16 protein-coding genes and 1 tRNA gene are annotated in these 15906 nt (G+C 64.3%); 7 read left to right on the top strand and 10 right to left on the bottom strand.

Annotation, left to right across the window (positions count from 1 at the left end):
- The first annotated feature begins 7 nt into the window (after positions 1-7).
- On the top strand, positions 8-820 hold the full coding sequence (locus GRI59_RS14995; RefSeq protein WP_160762067.1) for a precorrin-2 dehydrogenase/sirohydrochlorin ferrochelatase family protein: 813 nt from the start codon (positions 8-10) through the stop codon (positions 818-820).
- On the opposite strand, the gene GRI59_RS14990 is transcribed toward GRI59_RS14995, so the two are convergent.
- The 3 genes from GRI59_RS14990 to GRI59_RS14980 form a co-directional block, all read right to left on the bottom strand.
- Positions 817-1812, bottom strand: coding sequence for a helix-turn-helix domain-containing protein (locus GRI59_RS14990; protein WP_160762066.1), 996 nt, complete (start codon positions 1810-1812; stop codon positions 817-819). The two genes, GRI59_RS14995 and GRI59_RS14990, sit on opposite strands and share 4 nt — an antisense overlap.
- Positions 1813-1880: 68 nt before the next feature.
- Complete coding sequence (locus GRI59_RS14985) at positions 1881-2435, bottom strand: L,D-transpeptidase family protein (protein ID WP_160762065.1); 555 nt, start codon at positions 2433-2435, stop codon at positions 1881-1883.
- A 49-nt stretch (positions 2436-2484) separates the two neighbouring features.
- Positions 2485-3774: an adenylosuccinate synthase gene (locus tag GRI59_RS14980; protein WP_160762064.1), complete on the bottom strand. Its 1290-nt coding sequence runs from the start codon at positions 3772-3774 to the stop codon at positions 2485-2487.
- A gap of 360 nt (positions 3775-4134) precedes the next feature.
- On the opposite strand from GRI59_RS14980, the gene GRI59_RS14975 reads away from it, so the two are divergent.
- A complete protein-coding gene (locus GRI59_RS14975) occupies positions 4135-4962 on the top strand; it encodes an alpha/beta hydrolase (protein WP_237440881.1) in 828 nt (275 codons plus the stop codon).
- Between the two features lie 98 nt (positions 4963-5060).
- Here the strand turns inward: GRI59_RS14975 and GRI59_RS14970 are convergent, their stop codons facing one another.
- The 4 genes from GRI59_RS14970 to GRI59_RS14955 all read right to left on the bottom strand — a co-directional run bounded on the left by GRI59_RS14970 (position 5061) and on the right by GRI59_RS14955 (position 9655).
- The gene (locus tag GRI59_RS14970) at positions 5061-5450 is read right to left on the bottom strand and encodes a RidA family protein (RefSeq protein WP_160762062.1); all 390 of its coding nucleotides are present in this window, start codon (positions 5448-5450) and stop codon (positions 5061-5063) included.
- Positions 5450-6574: an ATP phosphoribosyltransferase regulatory subunit gene (locus GRI59_RS14965; protein WP_160762061.1), complete on the bottom strand. Its 1125-nt coding sequence runs from the start codon at positions 6572-6574 to the stop codon at positions 5450-5452. Before GRI59_RS14965 ends, GRI59_RS14970 begins: the two co-directional genes overlap by 1 nt.
- Positions 6575-6775: 201 nt before the next feature.
- Positions 6776-8362: a phosphoglycerate dehydrogenase gene (serA, locus tag GRI59_RS14960; protein WP_160762060.1), complete on the bottom strand. Its 1587-nt coding sequence runs from the start codon at positions 8360-8362 to the stop codon at positions 6776-6778.
- Positions 8363-8476: 114 nt separating this feature from the next.
- Positions 8477-9655 carry a phosphoserine transaminase gene (locus GRI59_RS14955; RefSeq protein WP_160762059.1) on the bottom strand — a complete coding sequence of 393 codons (1179 nt, stop codon included), beginning with the start codon at positions 9653-9655 and terminating at the stop codon, positions 8477-8479.
- A 165-nt stretch (positions 9656-9820) separates the two neighbouring features.
- On the opposite strand from GRI59_RS14955, the gene GRI59_RS14950 reads away from it, so the two are divergent.
- Complete coding sequence (locus GRI59_RS14950) at positions 9821-11011, top strand: glycosyltransferase family 4 protein (protein ID WP_160762058.1); 1191 nt, start codon at positions 9821-9823, stop codon at positions 11009-11011.
- A gap of 12 nt (positions 11012-11023) precedes the next feature.
- Here the strand turns inward: GRI59_RS14950 and GRI59_RS14945 are convergent, their stop codons facing one another.
- A complete protein-coding gene (locus GRI59_RS14945) occupies positions 11024-11458 on the bottom strand; it encodes a hypothetical protein (protein WP_160762057.1) in 435 nt (144 codons plus the stop codon).
- An 85-nt stretch (positions 11459-11543) separates the two neighbouring features.
- Positions 11544-12188 carry a PadR family transcriptional regulator gene (locus GRI59_RS14940; protein ID WP_160762056.1) on the bottom strand — a complete coding sequence of 215 codons (645 nt, stop codon included), beginning with the start codon at positions 12186-12188 and terminating at the stop codon, positions 11544-11546.
- A 115-nt stretch (positions 12189-12303) separates the two neighbouring features.
- Between GRI59_RS14940 and GRI59_RS14935 the strand changes: the two genes are divergently transcribed.
- From GRI59_RS14935 to GRI59_RS14920, 4 genes are all read left to right on the top strand, one after another.
- Entirely contained in the window at positions 12304-13617 is a 1314-nt protein-coding gene (locus tag GRI59_RS14935) for a replication-associated recombination protein A (RefSeq protein WP_160762055.1), read from the top strand.
- Complete coding sequence (locus GRI59_RS14930; RefSeq protein WP_160762054.1) at positions 13614-14498, top strand: hypothetical protein; 885 nt, start codon at positions 13614-13616, stop codon at positions 14496-14498. The genes GRI59_RS14935 and GRI59_RS14930 overlap by 4 nt, the downstream gene beginning before the upstream one ends.
- Positions 14499-14520: 22 nt before the next feature.
- Positions 14521-14596: transfer RNA gene (locus tag GRI59_RS14925), tRNA-Thr, on the top strand.
- A 437-nt stretch (positions 14597-15033) separates the two neighbouring features.
- Entirely contained in the window at positions 15034-15306 is a 273-nt protein-coding gene (locus GRI59_RS14920) for a hypothetical protein (RefSeq protein WP_160762053.1), read from the top strand.
- Positions 15307-15338: 32 nt separating this feature from the next.
- Here the strand turns inward: GRI59_RS14920 and GRI59_RS14915 are convergent, their stop codons facing one another.
- Entirely contained in the window at positions 15339-15767 is a 429-nt protein-coding gene (locus GRI59_RS14915; protein WP_160762052.1) for a protein NO VEIN domain-containing protein, read from the bottom strand.
- Positions 15768-15906: the final 139 nt, after the last annotated feature.

Raw genomic sequence — 15906 nt, 5'->3', positions numbered from 1 at the left:
GGCTCTGATGAGCCAGATCGCCAGCCTGCCGCTGTTTCACCAGATCGCTGGACAGAGCGTGCTGGTGCTGGGCGATGGCCCGGCGGCGGAACCCAAGCGGCGGCTGGTCGAACGGGCGGGCGGCGTGATTGTCGATGATCTCGCCCGCGCGGTGGATGAGGGGGTGCGGCTCGCCTTCATCGCCTATGATGACCCGCGGGCTTGCGAGGTCGCGGCGATCAATGCGCGGTGTGCCGGAATGCTGGTCAATGTCGTCGACCGGCCGGAATTGTGCGATTTTACCACGCCCTCGATCCTCGACCGTGATCCGCTGCTGGTGGCGATTGGCACCGGCGGAGCGTCTGCGGGGCTGGCGAAGCATGTGCGGCTGCGGCTGGAGCGGGTGCTGCCTGAGACCCTGGGCCTACTCGCCAAGGCTCTGGAGGCAGCACGGCCTGCCCTGCGGGTGAAGTTTCCCGAGGGCCCCGACCGGCGGCGGGCGGTGGATGCGGCGCTGCGCGAGGGCGGTGCGCTTGATCCGTTTGATCCGGCGTCTTTTCGGAAGGTTGATGATTGGGTGGAGGACATGGCACTTCCCGCGTCCGGTGCGATCTTCGACGTTACCCTCACCAGCGCAGACCCGGAGGACCTGACCCTGAGGCAAGCGCGCCTGCTGGGTGAAGCGGATGTCCTGCTGATCGACGGCGCGGTTCCGTCCGCCATTCTGGCCCGCGCCCGGGCCGATGCGGCGCGCGAGCCTATGCGCGAAGGCAGCGCCAACGGGCCGGGCCTTACCCTGATCCTGCGGTGGCGGCCTGCCGCGCCTGAAACGGGCTCCTAGGCGGCCTGCAACACCGGCGCACGCAGGCTGGCGAAATAGGCGGACATCGCCGCGATTGCCTTGTCACTCAGCGCGATGAAAGCGCGGCGGCGGTCCGCCGGATCGGGCACGCGCTGGAATATCCCGCTTTCGACCATCTGGGTCAGCCAGCGCAGCGCCGTCGTCGCCGGGACGCCTGCCGCGATGCACAGCGACGTGACCGAGACCTGCGCGCCTTCGCCATGGGCAGCGGTCAGGTCGAGCAGCATGTCCCATGCCGGATCACCGAAAAGCGCAGGATCGAAGAACCGCGCGCGTGCCTGACGGTTGGCGATCATTTGTCGCACCATCTGCGGATCGGGCAACGGCGGCTGCGCAACACCAAAACCGCTGACCAAACCAGCCTCGGGCGCGTGATAATCCCGTTTGTGCTCGCCCAGCTTCGGCGCGAACACTGCGGCACCGTGGCTCAGCCGGTCGAGCGAATGGGCAATCGCTTCGACCTGCTGCGACAGGCGCAGCAAGGCCACGCGGTCTTCCTCACCCATTTCACGCAAGCGAGCCGCGCCCGCTTCCCCCATCACCCGCCCCACCGCGATCAACCGTTCGGCGCGGCTGGGCGCGATCAGAATGTGCGGATTGGACTGATCGAGCACCGCAAAGACATCATCGAGCCCAGCGAGAGTGGTCGCGACGATCAGCTTTGCCCCGGACCGCGCCACCCGCATATCGAGCCGCGCAAGGCCCGCCAGCATCATCCCGTCGATCCCGCGCGCGCCAACCACTGCGCAATCGACCACCACAACGTCACCTAGCAGGGCAATCGGCCCATCGAGCAGCGACCGCAGCGACCCGCCATCAATGCTGCGAAACCCTGCCCCGCCAAGGTCCGCGCCGATCTGGCGGCGCAAGCCTTCATCCTCGGCAAAGATCGCCACGCGGGCAGGCAGGCCCGATCCGTCGTCAGCGATGTCATAGGAAAAATCGGCCAGATCGGCAGCATCGTTCAACATCAGTGCGACTCCAACAATGTTGGAACGTGTGTAGAACAAAAACGGATCAGGTCAAGTAAATCTGCGTATTATGGGCGAATTTCGATCACCGTGCCATCCGGAACGATCCGCCACAGTTCCTCGATTTCGTCGTTGGAAAAGGCGATGCAGCCGTCGGTCCAGTCGCCCGGCATTCGCCCCATCGGCAAGGCATTGGGCTGGCCGTGGAGGAAGATGTCACCTCCGGGCGAGCGGCCATATTCCCTCGCGAAGGCGCGATCTGCGGGGTTGGGGTAGGAGACCTTCAGGCTCAGATGATAGGCGCTGCCGGGATTGCGGCCTTCGATCACATAGCGGCCTTCGGGCGTGCGTTCGTCGCCTTCAAACTGCTTGTGCCCGGACGGCGCGTCGCCGAATTGCAGGCCGCGCCATGCCTTGACCGGCTGACCGCCCGCATAGGCGATCATCAGCCGCTCGGATTTGTCGACGATGAGGTAATCGACGGTGGAAAAGCGACGCTCCGGCACGATCCGCGCCGCCTCGCGCGCCAGCGACGGCTGGGAGGATGGTGCCTCGGCCTGCTTCACGGGCGGGTTGGCGCAGGCGGCGAGCGCGAGGAGGGGCAGGAGCGCGAGGCGGTTCATCCCCGGAAGGATAACCCTGCCCCGCCCCTGCTATCAATCCACAAACGGCCTAGTCGACGAAGGGATCGCGCATCAGGATCGTGTCGTCGCGTTCCGGCGAGGTCGAGACCAGCGCCACCGGGCATTCGATCAGTTCCTGGATACGCTGGATATACTTGATCGCGTTGGCGGGGAGATCGGCATAGGAACGCGCGCCCGCGGTGCTCTCGTGCCAGCCGGGCATGTCTTCATAGATCGGCTCGCACGCGGCCTGATCAGCGGCGTGGCTGGGGAGGTAATCGTAGACCTTCCCGTGTAGGCGATAGCCGGTGCAGATGCTGACCCGGTCGAGCCCGTCGAGCACGTCGATCTTGGTGAGCGCGATGCCGGTGACGCCAGAGATCGCGCAAGACTGGCGCACCAGTACGGCATCGAACCAGCCGACGCGGCGCTTGCGGCCGGTAACGGTGCCGAATTCATGTCCGCGCTCACCCAGCCTTTGGCCGATGTCGTCTTCCAGTTCCGTGGGGAAGGGGCCGGAGCCGACGCGGGTGGTGTAGGCCTTGACGATGCCGAGCACATAGCCGGTCGAATTGGGGCCAAGACCGCTACCCGAAGCCGCCGTACCGCTCACCGTGTTCGACGAGGTGACAAAGGGATAGGTGCCGTGATCGACATCGAGCAGCACGCCCTGCGCGCCTTCGAACAGGATCTTGGCCCCCGCGCGGCGCACCTTCTTGAGGCGCTTCCACACCGGCTGGGCGAATTTCAGCACGAACGGCGCGATTGCGCGCAGTTCTTCGAGCAGCGCGGCACGGTCCACCGGGGGCTGACCGAAGCCCGCCCGCAGCGCATCATGATGGGCGCAGAGGCGATCGAGCTGCGGTTCGAGCGTATCGAGATGCGCCAAGTCGCACACGCGGATCGCGCGGCGGCCGACCTTGTCTTCGTAAGCCGGGCCGATGCCGCGTCCGGTGGTGCCGATCTTGCCCTTGCCCGCCGCAGTTTCGCGCAGGCCATCAAGGTCGCGGTGGAGCGGCAGGATCAGCGGGCAGTTATCCGCGATCGCGAGGTTCTCGTCCGTGATCGAAACGCCCTGCCCTTCGACCTTGGCGACCTCTTCACGCAAGGCCCAGGGATCCAGAACCACGCCATTGCCGATCACCGACAGCGTGCCCGACACGATGCCCGACGGGAGCAGCGAAAGCTTGTAGGTCTTGCCGTCAATCACCAGCGTGTGGCCGGCATTGTGCCCGCCCTGGAAGCGCACGACCACATCGGCGCGGCTGGCGAGCCAGTCGACGATCTTGCCCTTGCCCTCATCGCCCCACTGGGCGCCGATCACGGTGACGTTGGCCATGTGTATCCTTGTAAATTGGTGGCGAGAAAAGCCGCGCGGGGCCTAGGCGTTTGGGGCGGGAGTGGCAAGGGTCGGGGCCGGGCGCGAAGGGTTTTGCGGGCGGCGTCGTTGAGCGGAAGACAATTCACAAGGATATTGCCCATGAACACCCCCGCCAAAGCCCTGATCGCCGCCGGAGCGCTCGCCGTGCTGGCCAGCCCGATCCTCGCCCAGCAGCGGCGCGGGGGCGAGCGGATCGCAGGGGAATGCCGCGCCGAGATCGTTGCCCTATGCGGGAGCGATCGGAGCCAGATGCGCAGCTGTCTACGCGAAAAATATGCCGAGCTGTCGGATGGCTGCCAGTCCGAACTGCGCACGCGGATGGAAGCGCGCGGCGGAGAGCGCGGTGGCGGCGCGGCGGCTCAGGCGTTCGCACCGCAGACATTGGCCTATGGCAGCGATGCGCTTCAGGGGCTCGACCTATGGGTGCCAGAAGGCGCCAAGGGGGCGCCGCTGGTGCTGTTCGTCCATGGCGGCGGGTGGAAGCGCGGTTCGAAAAGCAACGCCGTGGGTCGCGCGCTGCCGGGACATATGCTGGCGCAGGGCTATGCCTTTGCCTCGATCGATTACCGCCTCGTTCCGGCTGCTACGGTCGAACAGCAGGCGGCGGATGTCGCCGCCGCGCTCGCCTATCTGCTGAAGCGAGCGGACGCGCTCGGCATTGATCGCAGCCGCGTGGTGCTGACCGGCCATAGCGCGGGCGCGCATCTGGTGGCGCTGGTGGGGACGGACGAGCGCTATCTGCGCGCCGTTGGCCTCAGCTTCGCCGATATCGACGGGGTGATGCCCAATGACGGCGCGGCCTATGACGTGGCGAAACAGGTCGCACAGGCCGGACGGTTTATGGCTGGCACGTACAAGGAGGCGTTCGGCACCGATCCCGCACGCCAGCGGGCACTCTCCCCCACCGCCCACGCATCCGCGCCCAATGCGCCCGCCTTCCTGCTGACCCATGTCCAGCGCGAGGATGGCGTGGCGCAGAACACGGCGCTGGCCGAAGCCCTGCGGCGCGCTGGCACGGCGGTCGAGGTGGGCAGCTTTCCCGGTGAAGGCCTGCGCGGGCACATGGAGATCAACCGCAAGCTGGGCGAGCCGGACTATCCGGCCACCCCAGTGATGGATGCGTGGCTGAAGAAAGTGTTGGGATAAAGACCTATCCCCGTCCCGGACCTGATCCGGGACCCCGCTTTCCTGCCCCGCTTGATGAGGCAGCTGGGTCCCGGGTCAGGCCCGGGACGGGGTAGTCGTCATAAGCTCGCGATGACGTCGATCTCGACCATGAGTTCGGGCAGCGCCAGCCCCTTCACCTCCACCGTCGTGTCTGCCGGATAGGGCGGCGTGAACCAGCGTTGGCGCGCTTCCACGATCTTGGGGAAGTTCGCCATGTCGGTGAGGTAGATCGTGACCTTGACCACCTTGGACAGGTCACTGCCGCCAGCCGCCAACACGCGCTCGATATTGGCGAAGGTCTGCGCCAGCTGCGCGTCGAAATCGCCCTCGCCCACGATGCTGCCATCCGCGCCGATACTCGCCTGCCCGGACAGGAACAGCAGACCGCCAACCTGCCACGCGGGCGAGAAGCAATAGGCCGCGAGGGGATCGTTTTCGAGCGTGATGGCCTTGGGTGCATCGGTCATCAGGGCTGCTCCAGTTCGACGGGGCCAGTGGCTGTGAGGATGTAGCCGCAGCGCAGTGCCGGTGCGTCTTCGCCCTCGGCCAGCTGCGCCCGCGTGCGCCAGCCTTCTGCCCGAAGCTTTGCCGCCGCCGCGCGGTCATGGCCGAGCGGGAGGTAGCAGGTGCGCGCCGCCTCGGGCTGAGGGGCTGCGTCGGCCAAGCGGTCGAGATAGAGCGTGAAGCCGGTCGCGGCCTCATCGCTGCCTGCGATGCGGTAGGTGCCGCCGCGCCCGGCCGCGCGGCGCAGACCCTCGGCATAAAGTGTGAAGCCGAACCATGACTGGTATTCGAACCCGTGACGCTCGGTCGGGTCGAGCGTGATGCGGGCCGCATCGCCGATGTGCGCGGCAATCGCCTCCAGCCCGTCGAGCCGCGACTTGAGCGCGCCGCCCGCGTCAACGTCGCGAAGGGCTGCGAGCGCCGTTTCGAAGGGCCCGGTCGCGTAGAGCAGCGGCAGATAGGCCGCGCCGCCCGCTGCCTTCAACCCACCTGCATCCTTGGTATCCAGCTCGCGCCGCACCGCTTCGATCTGGCCGTCGGACAGGGGGAAGGCCTTGGCCGACAGCGTATCGACGAGGTCGGGCAGCGTGAAATCAACCGAGATGCCAGTGAGTCCTGCCGCGGTGAGCGCATCGACCGCAAGCATCACCGCTTCACTGGCCGCCGCGACCGAATCCGACCCAATCAGCTCGGCGCCCAGTTGCAGGCGCTCGCGCGCGGGATCGAGCTGGCTCGCCTTGATCACCACGGTGTCGCCGCAATAGGCGAGGCGCAGCGGGCGGGCGGCGGTCTTGAGGCTGGTGGCGGCGATCCGTCCGACCTGCGGGGTCATGTCCGAGCGCAGCGCAAGGGTGCGCAGGCTCGCTGGATCGACAAAGCGGAACATCGCCCGCGCCTCGCCTGCAACGGCCCCGGCCATCCGGCCTGCAAGCGACGCTTCGAATTCGAGCAGCGGCGGGCGCACCCGGTCATAGCCATGCGCATCCAGCACATCGAGGCAAGCGCGCATCATCGCCGTGATCCGCGCGGCTTCGAGCGGCAGGCGGTCTTCGAGGCCTTCGGGGAGGAGGTCGTTGGGTTGGGTCATGGGCAAATTCTCGTCATCCCGGCGAAGGCCGGGATCCAGTCCCAACCCTCGCCTCTGGGCCCCGGCCTTCGCCGGGGTGACGATGAATTGCAAGCCTTGCTTGGCCAATCGGTTCGCACAGCGAACCGCAAGGGCGACTGCCCGCCGGCCGGTCGGCCGCCCCTCGGAGGGAAGGTGGCGTAGCCAGCCTCCCGCGAGAGACTAAAACGCCAAAGCCTTGACCAGCTTCACGCCTTCAACCTTCTCGGCTTCAGCGATCACTTCAGGCGTCAGGGCTTCGTCGAGGCTCAAGAGCAACACCGCTTCCCCGCCCGCTTCGCGGCGGCCGAGGTTGAAGGTGCCGATATTGATCCCGCGCGCGCCCAGCAGCGTGCCGATGCGGCCGATGAAGCCCGGCTTGTCGTCATTGACGATGTAGAGCATGTGGCCCGACAGTTCCGCCTCGATCCCGATGCCGAAGATTTCGACGAGACGCGGCGATTCTGTCCCGAACAAAGTGCCCGCGACCGAACGCGGGCCCTGCGCGGTTTCCACCGTCACGCGGACCAGCGTGTTGAACGCGCCGTCGCGGTCGTGGCGGATCTCGCTAACATCAAGCCCGCGCTCCTTGGCGAGGAACGGCGCGTTGACCATGTTCACCGTGTCCGAATAGCGGCGCATGAAGCCCGACAGCACGGCGGCGGTGATCGGCTTGCCGTTGAGGTCAGCTGCCGCGCCTTCACGCTCGATGCTGATGTGGGTCAGGTTGCCGTGCGCCAGTTGGCCAACAAGGCTGCCGAGCTTTTCCGCCAGAGACATATAGGGGCGCAGCTTGGGCGCTTCCTCGGCCGAGAGCGAGGGCACGTTGAGCGCATTGGTGACGCCGCCATTGACGAGGTAATCGGCGAGTTGCTCGGCCACTTGCAGCGCGACATTGACCTGCGCTTCGGTGGTCGACGCGCCAAGGTGCGGGGTGCAGATGAAGTTCGGCGCACCGAACAGCGGGTGATCGGCTGCGGGCGGTTCGGTTTCAAACACGTCCAATGCTGCGCCGGCGACCTGACCGCTTTCGAGGCAGTCCTTCAATGCCGCTTCATCGATCAACCCGCCGCGGGCGCAGTTGATGATGCGGATGCCCTTCTTGGCATTCTCCAGCCGTTCGCGGCTGAGGATGTTGCGGGTTTCCTCGGTCAGCGGCGTGTGCAGCGTGACGAAATCGGCGCGGCTCAGGAGCGTGTCGAGATCGACCTTCTCGACACCCATTTCCACGGCGCGTTCCTCGGTCAGGAAGGGATCATAGGCGATCACCTTCATCTTGAGGCCGAGCGCGCGGGTGGCGACGATCGAGCCGATGTTACCGGCACCGATCAGGCCGAGGGTCTTGGCGGTTAGTTCCACGCCCATGAACCCGCTCTTGGGCCACTTGCCCGCCTGCGTCTGCGCATTGGCTTCCGGGATCTGGCGGGCGAGCGCGAACATCAGCGCGATGGCGTGTTCGGCGGTAGTAATCGAGTTGCCGAACGGGGTGTTCATCACCACCACGCCCTTGGACGAGGCGTAGGGGATATCGACGTTATCGACGCCGATGCCCGCGCGGCCAATGACCTTGAGATTGGTCGCGGCATCAAGGATCGCCTTGGTCACCTTGGTCGAGGAACGGATCGCGAGGCCATCATACTCGCCGATGCGGGCGATCAATTGCTCGGGCGTTTCGCCGGTAATGACATCGACATCGCAGCCGCGCTCTTCGAAAATGCGGGCGGCGTTGGGGTCCATTTTGTCGGAAATGAGAACTTTGGGACGGGTCATGGGGAATTCCTTGGCATCCGCGGGTCCCCGCGCAGGCGGGGACCTCAGGCAGTGATTTAAGTGCGTGGAGGCATGAGGCCCCCGCCTTCGCGGGGGCGCACAGGCATGGCTGGATCAGCCGTTCTTGACCTTCTCGTAGGCCCATTCGATCCACGGCAGCAGGCGCTTCAGGTCCTCCTGCTCGACGGTCGAACCGCACCAGATGCGCAAGGACGGCGGCGCGTCGCGGTAGCCGTTGAAATCGAAGCCGACGTTGCGTTCTTCGAGCAGCTTGACGATCTTCTTGGGCACGGCGGCCTTTTCGTCATCCGAGAGGCTGTCGTACCATTCGCCCTGGAACACCATGCAGACGCCGGTGTTGGTCTGCTTCGCCGGATCGGACGCCATGTTGCGCAGCCACGGGGTGGCCTCGATCCAGTCCTTGACGATCTTCGCGTTGGCATTGGCCCGCTCGACCAGCGCCTTGCGCCCACCGATGCTCTTGGCCCATTCCAGCGCCGCGATGTAATCTTCGGTCGCCAGCATCGAAGGCGTGTTGATCGTTTCCCCGGCGAAGATGCCGAGATTGATCTTGTTGCCCTTCTTCATGCGGAACAGCTTGGGCATCGGCCACGGCGGATCGTAGCTTTCAATGCGCGCAACCGCCTTGGGGCTGAGGATCAGCATCCCGTGCTGCGCTTCCGAACCCATCACCTTCTGCCACGAATAGGTCGTCGCATCGAGCTTCGACCAGTCCATTTCCTGCGCGAAGATGGCGCTGGTGGCGTCGTTGATGGTGATGCCCTCGCGGCCTGGCTCCAACCAGTCGGTGTTCGGGATCATCGCGCCAGAGGTCGTGCCGTTCCAGGTGAACACCACGTCATTGCGCTGCGGGATGGTGGTGAGATCGGGGATCTCGCCATAATCGGCGGTGAGGACTTGCAGGTTGGGCAACTTGAGCTGCTTCACCGCGTCCTGGATCCAGATATTGCCAAAGCTCTCCCACGCGGCGACCGTGACCGGGCGCGCAGGATCGAGCATCGCCCACATCGCGGCTTCAATCGCGCCAGTGTCGGACGCGGGCATGATGCCGATCAGATAATCATCGGGGATGCCGAGCAGTTCGCGGCTCAGGTCAATCGCGTACTTCAGACGCGCCTTGCCCAGCGCCGAACGGTGCGACCGGCCGAGAACTTCGGTTTTGAGGGTGTCCAGCGACCAGCCGGGGAATTTCGCCGTGGGGCCCGAAGAAAAGAAGGGGCGTTCAGGCTTAAGCGTCGGCTCGTGTGCGAGCCCGCGTGCATACTCAGTCATGTATTCTCTCCTTGCAGAGAGCTCGCGCGGCGTTGGGACCGCGTGGCCCGTGGGCGGCTTTAGAGGCGGGCTGTGACAAGTCAATGAATGAATCATCCAATGCGGATACAGGCACGGGGATAGCCCCTCGCCAAGCGCTGCAAATGTTACTAATCAGGCCTTTCCATGGACATTTCCGATCTTCGCATTGCCCTGTTCAGTGGCAACTACAACTACACCCGCGACGGGGCGAATCAGGCGCTGAACCGTCTGGTCGGCTCGCTGCTGGCCAAGGGCGCGAAGGTGCGCGTCTATTCGCCCAAAGTCGCCAATCCCGATTTCCCGGCGACGGGTGATCTGGTCGGCCTGCCCAATGTGCCGATGCCGGTGAAGGGGCGCGGCGAATACCGGATGCCGACCCATCTGGGCGCTGAGGTGAAGCGTGACCTTGCCGAGTTCGGGCCGAACATTGTCCACCTGTCCTCACCCGATCCTGCCGCGCATAATGCGCTCCGCTGGGCGCGCGCGCATGGCATTCCGGTGCTGGCCAGCGTCCACACCCGGTTCGAGACCTATCCGCGCTACTACAACATGGCTTTCCTCGAACCGCTGATCGTCAAGGGTCTGCGGCGGTTCTACCATCGCTGCGATGCGCTGGTGGCGCCGTCGCAGTCGATGATCGACGAATTGCTGGCGATGGGAATGCACACCCGCATCGGGCTGTGGAGCCGAGGCGTGGACCGCACGATCTTCTCCTCCGCCCGCCGCGATCCCGAATGGCGCCGCAGTCTTGGTCTTGCCGACGATGACGTCGCCATCGTCTTCCTCGGGCGGCTGGTGATGGAGAAAGGCCTCGACGTTTTCGCCGAAACCATCGTCCGCCTGCGCGCCGCTGGCGCACCGCACAAGGTGCTGGTGATCGGCGACGGCCCGGCACGCGGCTGGTTCGAGGCGAACTTGCCCGGCGGGATCTTTGCCGGGTTCAAGACCGGTGAGGCTTTGGGTCAGGCGCTCGCCAGCGGGGACGTGTTCTTTAACCCCAGCGTCACCGAGACTTTCGGCAACGTCACGCTGGAAGCAATGGCAAGCGGGCTGCCCGTGGTTGCCGCTGGGGCTACCGGCAGTGCCAGTCTGGTTGCCGATGGCGTCACCGGCCGCCTTGTCGCGCCGTCCGGTGCCAAGGACAGCGATGCCGCCGCCTTTGCCGCCGCCCTCGCCCCCTATTGCACCGATCCGGCACTGCGGATCGCGCACGGCGCGGCGGGTGAGACGCGGGCCTGCGAATATAGCTGGGAGGCGATCAATCAGGTCGTCGCCGAAACTTACGTCCGGCTGGTTGAGGAACGCCGCGCGGCGCAGACAGCGCGGGCCGCCTGATCAGCGCGCGGGTTACTTGAGCACTCCGGCAGCCGCCATCCGCCGGACGTAAAGCAGCAGCGAAAGCGTCACCGCCCAGATCGCGATGTCGAGCGCAGGCGCTTCCATCGCAGCGGGCACTTCAATCAGGCCATAATTGTAAACCGTCGTCCCGACGAGGCCAATCGTCGCCACCACCATCGCCGGGACCGCGAAGCGCGACCGCAGCAGTAACAGCACCGATCCGGCAAACGCCCCCCACACGCCAAGCGCCCAGAACGCGCTGGCCCAGGCGGGATAGGCGTCCATGAAAGCGATCTGATCCGCCGTCATGCCGGCTTCGGCGAGCATGTCGAGCTTGGTCATGGTGTAGCTCATCACACCCATCGCATTGAACAGCAGCGACAGCCCGCCAATGAACCACAGGTGCCACGGCGCCTTGGCCGCGCCGAGTGTCGTATCGTTCATGGGTGCCCCTCCCCCGTCCGGCGCGACCCGGTCGGGGGAGAGTGTATTCCTAACTTACATTAATCGCAATCGCGGCTGCGCAAGCTCACAGGCGTTCGATGCGCTTGGCCATCTCGTCGATCATGTCGACGATTTCGTTGATGGTGGCCTCGTCAAGCTTGCCCGCCTTGGCGCGGTTCTTGAGCACCGAGCCGAGGTTGCCCATCGCCCGGAACACATCGTGCGAGCGGACCGTGCTGGTGCGCTCCCCGTGACGACCGAGGCGGCGCAGCAGTTCGGCGACTTCGACCTTGCGTTCCTCCAGCTCGGCCTCGCCCTGCGCAGTGACCGCGTAAGGCTTTTTCGAGCCTTCGGCGTCGGCCTCGGCAATGGCGCCTTCATCCTCGAGCAGTTGCAGCGTCGGATAGACCGCGCCCGGGCTCGGGGCATAGGCGCCGCCGGTCATCTCTTCGATGCCCTTGATCAGTTCATAACCGTGCGAGGGGTTTTCGGCGATCAGTGCCAGCAGCGCGAGCCGCAATTCGCCGGTGCCGAACATCCGCCCGCGGCGCTGACGGCGGCCGCGCTCTTCGCCTTCGCCGTCACGGTCGCCTTCGCTCTCGCTGTCCCAGCGCCACCGCGCCTTGAAAGCCGGGCCGCCCATGTTGGCATTGCCGTTCATCGCCATCATCGCGATTGCTTCACCGAGCTTGTCCCAGCCATTGCCGCGACCATATTTGTTCCACGTCATGTCACGCTCCTTTGTGCGTTTCGATGTATCCAAGATATATCTTAGACCTATCTTTGCAAGGCGTGCGCCTGAGGAGATTTCACTTTTCCGCCGACAGGCCTATCACGCCCGATGAATGACTGATCTGTTCGGACAAGATGCATCCCCGCCCCCGTCTGCCGCGCCCGCAGGTGACGCGCCGCTGCCTGACCGGCTGCGTCCATCCTCGCTGGGCGACGTGGTCGGGCAGGAGCACCTGACTGGCCCCGAAGGCGCGATCGGGCGGATGGTGGCGGCGGGCAAGCTCGCCAGCATGATCCTGTGGGGGCCGCCCGGCACTGGCAAGACCAGCATTGCCCGCCTGCTCGCCGATGCCGTGGGGATGCGCTATGTCGCGATCAGCGCGGTGTTCTCGGGCGTGGCAGATTTGAAGAAAGCCTTTGCCGAGGCCGAGAAGATGGCGGGTGCGGGGCGCAAGACGCTGTTGTTCGTGGACGAGATCCACCGCTTCAACCGCGCGCAGCAGGATGGTTTCCTCCCCTATGTCGAGCGCGGGGTGGTGACGCTGGTCGGCGCGACGACCGAGAACCCGAGCTTCGCCCTCAACGCCGCGCTGCTGAGCCGCGCGCAGGTGCTGGTGCTGAACCGGCTGGACGAAGCCGCGCTGGCGGCGCTGCTCGAAAAGGCGGAGGACTTGGAAGGCTCCCTCCCCGTCACCCCCGAAGCGCGCACCGCGCTCATTGCGCAGGCCGATGGCGACGGGCGGTTCCTGCTGGGTCAGGCCGAGACTTTGTATGCGGCGTGCCTTCCTGAACCGCTTGATCCCGCAGCGCTCGGCAGCTTCCTGCAACGCCGCGTGGCGGTGTATGACAAGGACCGCGACGGGCATTTTAACCTCATCAGCGCCTTGCACAAAGCCGTGCGCGGGTCTGATCCGCAGGCGGCGCTGTACTACCTCGCGCGGATGCTGACCGCTGGCGAAGAGCCGCTGTTCCTCGCCCGCAGGCTGGTGCGGATGGCGGTGGAGGACATCGGCCTCGCCGATCCCCACGCCCTGACACAATGCATGGCCGCGATGGAAGCCTACCGCTTCCTCGGCTCACCCGAGGGTGAATTGGCGCTGGCGCAGGCGTGCCTCTATCTGGCAACCGCGCCCAAATCCAACGCCGTCTATCTCGCGCAAAAGGCGGCGTGGAAAAGCGCGAAAGAGACCGGCAGCCTCATGCCGCCGATGAACATCGTCAACCCGGCGACAGGGCTAATGGAAAGCCTCGGCTACGGCAAAGGCTACACCTATGACCACGACACGCCCGAGGGCTTTTCGGGCGACAATTACTGGCCGGAGGAGATGGCGCCGGAGCAGTTCTACACCCCCGTGGCACGCGGGTTCGAGCGCGAGGTGAAGAAACGGCTCGACTACTGGGACAAGCTCAGAGCCGAGCGGGGATGACTCGCTTCAGCCACTTCCTTGCCGTCGACTGGTCGGGTGCCAAGGGGCCGCGCCAGAAAGGCATCGCGGTGGCGGTGGCGCTGGCAGAGGGCGGCGCGCCAGTGCTGCTCCCCCCGCCCGATCCCAAAGGCTGGGCGCGGAGCGAGGTGCTGGCACTGCTACACGATCTGCCGGGCGCAACGCTGGTCGGTCTCGACCTCGGCATTTCGCTGCCCTTTGCCGATGCTGGCGCGTTCTTCCCCGATTGGGACGCTTCGCCTGCCGATGCGCGCGGGTTATGGGCGCTTATCGATGGGTTATGTGCAGGTTATCAGCACCTTGAAGCGGGCGGATTTGTGACCCATCCCGAGGCCTCGCGCTATTTCCGCCACGGCGCGGGATCGACAGGCGACCGCTTCCTCCTCCCCGGCGCAGCCACCCGCGAAGGCCGCTTCCGCGTAGCCGAGGCCGCGCAGCGCCAGCAGGGCGTGCGACCGGTGAGCAATTTCAACCTCGTCGGCGCAGCCCAAGTCGGCAAATCGAGCCTAACGGGGATGCGGATGCTCCATCGACTGGTCGGGAAAGTACCAGTCTGGCCGGTCGATCCACTGCCGCAGGAAGGCTCAGTCGTGACCGAGATCTACACCTCGATGGCCGCGCGGCTGGGCGGCATAACGGGATCGGCGACCAAGATCAGAAGCTATGAGGCCCTCAACAACGCACTGGACGCGCTCGGCTCGCCGCCGGTGCAAGGGACAGGCGCAATCGACGACCACTCCTCCGACGCACTGCTGACCGCCGCCTGGCTGCGGCGCGTACATGGAGAGCGCGATCTATGGCACCCACCCACCCTCACCCCCGACATCGCGCGCACCGAAGGCTGGACTTTCGGTGCGTTGTGAGATTAAGGCGCGCTCACGGTCAGCCGGCTTAGCTCAGTTGGTAGAGCACCTGATTTGTAATCAGGGGGTCACGAGTTCGAATCTTGTAGCCGGCACCATTTTCCAATGACTTATACTAAACCCATGCCACTCTATCTCACGTTGGGGTCCCAACGGGGCATCAGAGAATCGGCTGAGTCCCAGATTAAGAAAATCGGACGGGGTTTGTAATCAGGGGGCCACGGGTTCGAATCCTGTAGCCGGCACCATATTTTCAGTTACTTAACGCAACGAGTACCTCTGATATCTTCCGCTTGGGTCCCATAGGGGCACCAGATTCCGTCTTTGGGTGCTATCGGTTTGAAAAGGGCCTTCTTCATCATTCCCTTCTCTCAATCAGTAGACCCCAGCTTCCAGCCCTAAGACATCAGACATTTTCAATGATTGACAGATTTCACGGTGGCACGACCGTTCGCGTGAATCGTAATCTGACCTACATTATCATTGATCACCCTGCTTCGTGCGTTCGCGAGTTCATGCATACCGCCAGAGTGCCATGACAACACCGCTTACCTTGGGTCTCAATGGTGTCGCGAGGCTTCAAGCAATCTCTTACAGACCCTTATTTGCATCAGTAGGTTGCTGGTTCGAAGCCAGGAGGGATCGCCGTGCCATCAACTGTTTAGGTGCGATCACGCTGCTCAAGGAATTTTTTTACGTCGCTCGTGCGTCAGCTGACCACCTGGTTCAACAACGACGCACCTTAATGACATTGGAAGTGGTCGATCATTTCCACAGGCCGAAAAAAATCTTGAGCGGCTTAGGGTAACCAAGACCGCGCTTCATCCGAAAAATAACTCTTCATCCACCAAAACCTCGGGCCGAAAACGTCGGATCTGGTGCGATCACGAATGGACGCCACGCATCGGCAGGTGGTTTGAATTGAGCTGCCTCGGTCCATTTAAAGCCAGCAGAATCTGCCGGTGCGAGATCAACTATGACCTCATTGCTGATTTCATACACTGCCAGCACATGATCATTAGTAATTATCTCGTCGATAAATGCAGAGTTCGAAAATACTACCTGTATGACTCGCCATTCCTCTCGAAAAAGCTTGCATTTTTCAAATTCATTGCGCGTCAATCTGAAACTTCCGCGTGTTGCCGCACTAGCAGCCTTCACTTCTATTCTATCGATAGGGGGCCCCGGAAGCTTGATGTCATATCCTGCCGCATCCGACCAAAGCGCTATATGAAGCGGCCGAAGCCCTGCATGCTTAAACGCTCGCATTAAATAGGTCTCGGCAGCGTCTCCAATCCGTTTGAGGCGAGCATCGTCTCGGACGCAGCGAACTGATCTGCCCCCTTCTGAGTGGCCCAATTTCTATTTTAGAATAGGTCATGAAGGAGGAATGGGATGGCGAGGAATC

The organism is Erythrobacter ramosus (assembly GCF_009828055.1).
Taxonomy (GTDB): domain Bacteria; phylum Pseudomonadota; class Alphaproteobacteria; order Sphingomonadales; family Sphingomonadaceae; genus Erythrobacter; species Erythrobacter ramosus.
Note: the sequence above shows the minus strand (reverse complement) of the source record. Positions and strands in the feature narration are given on the sequence as shown.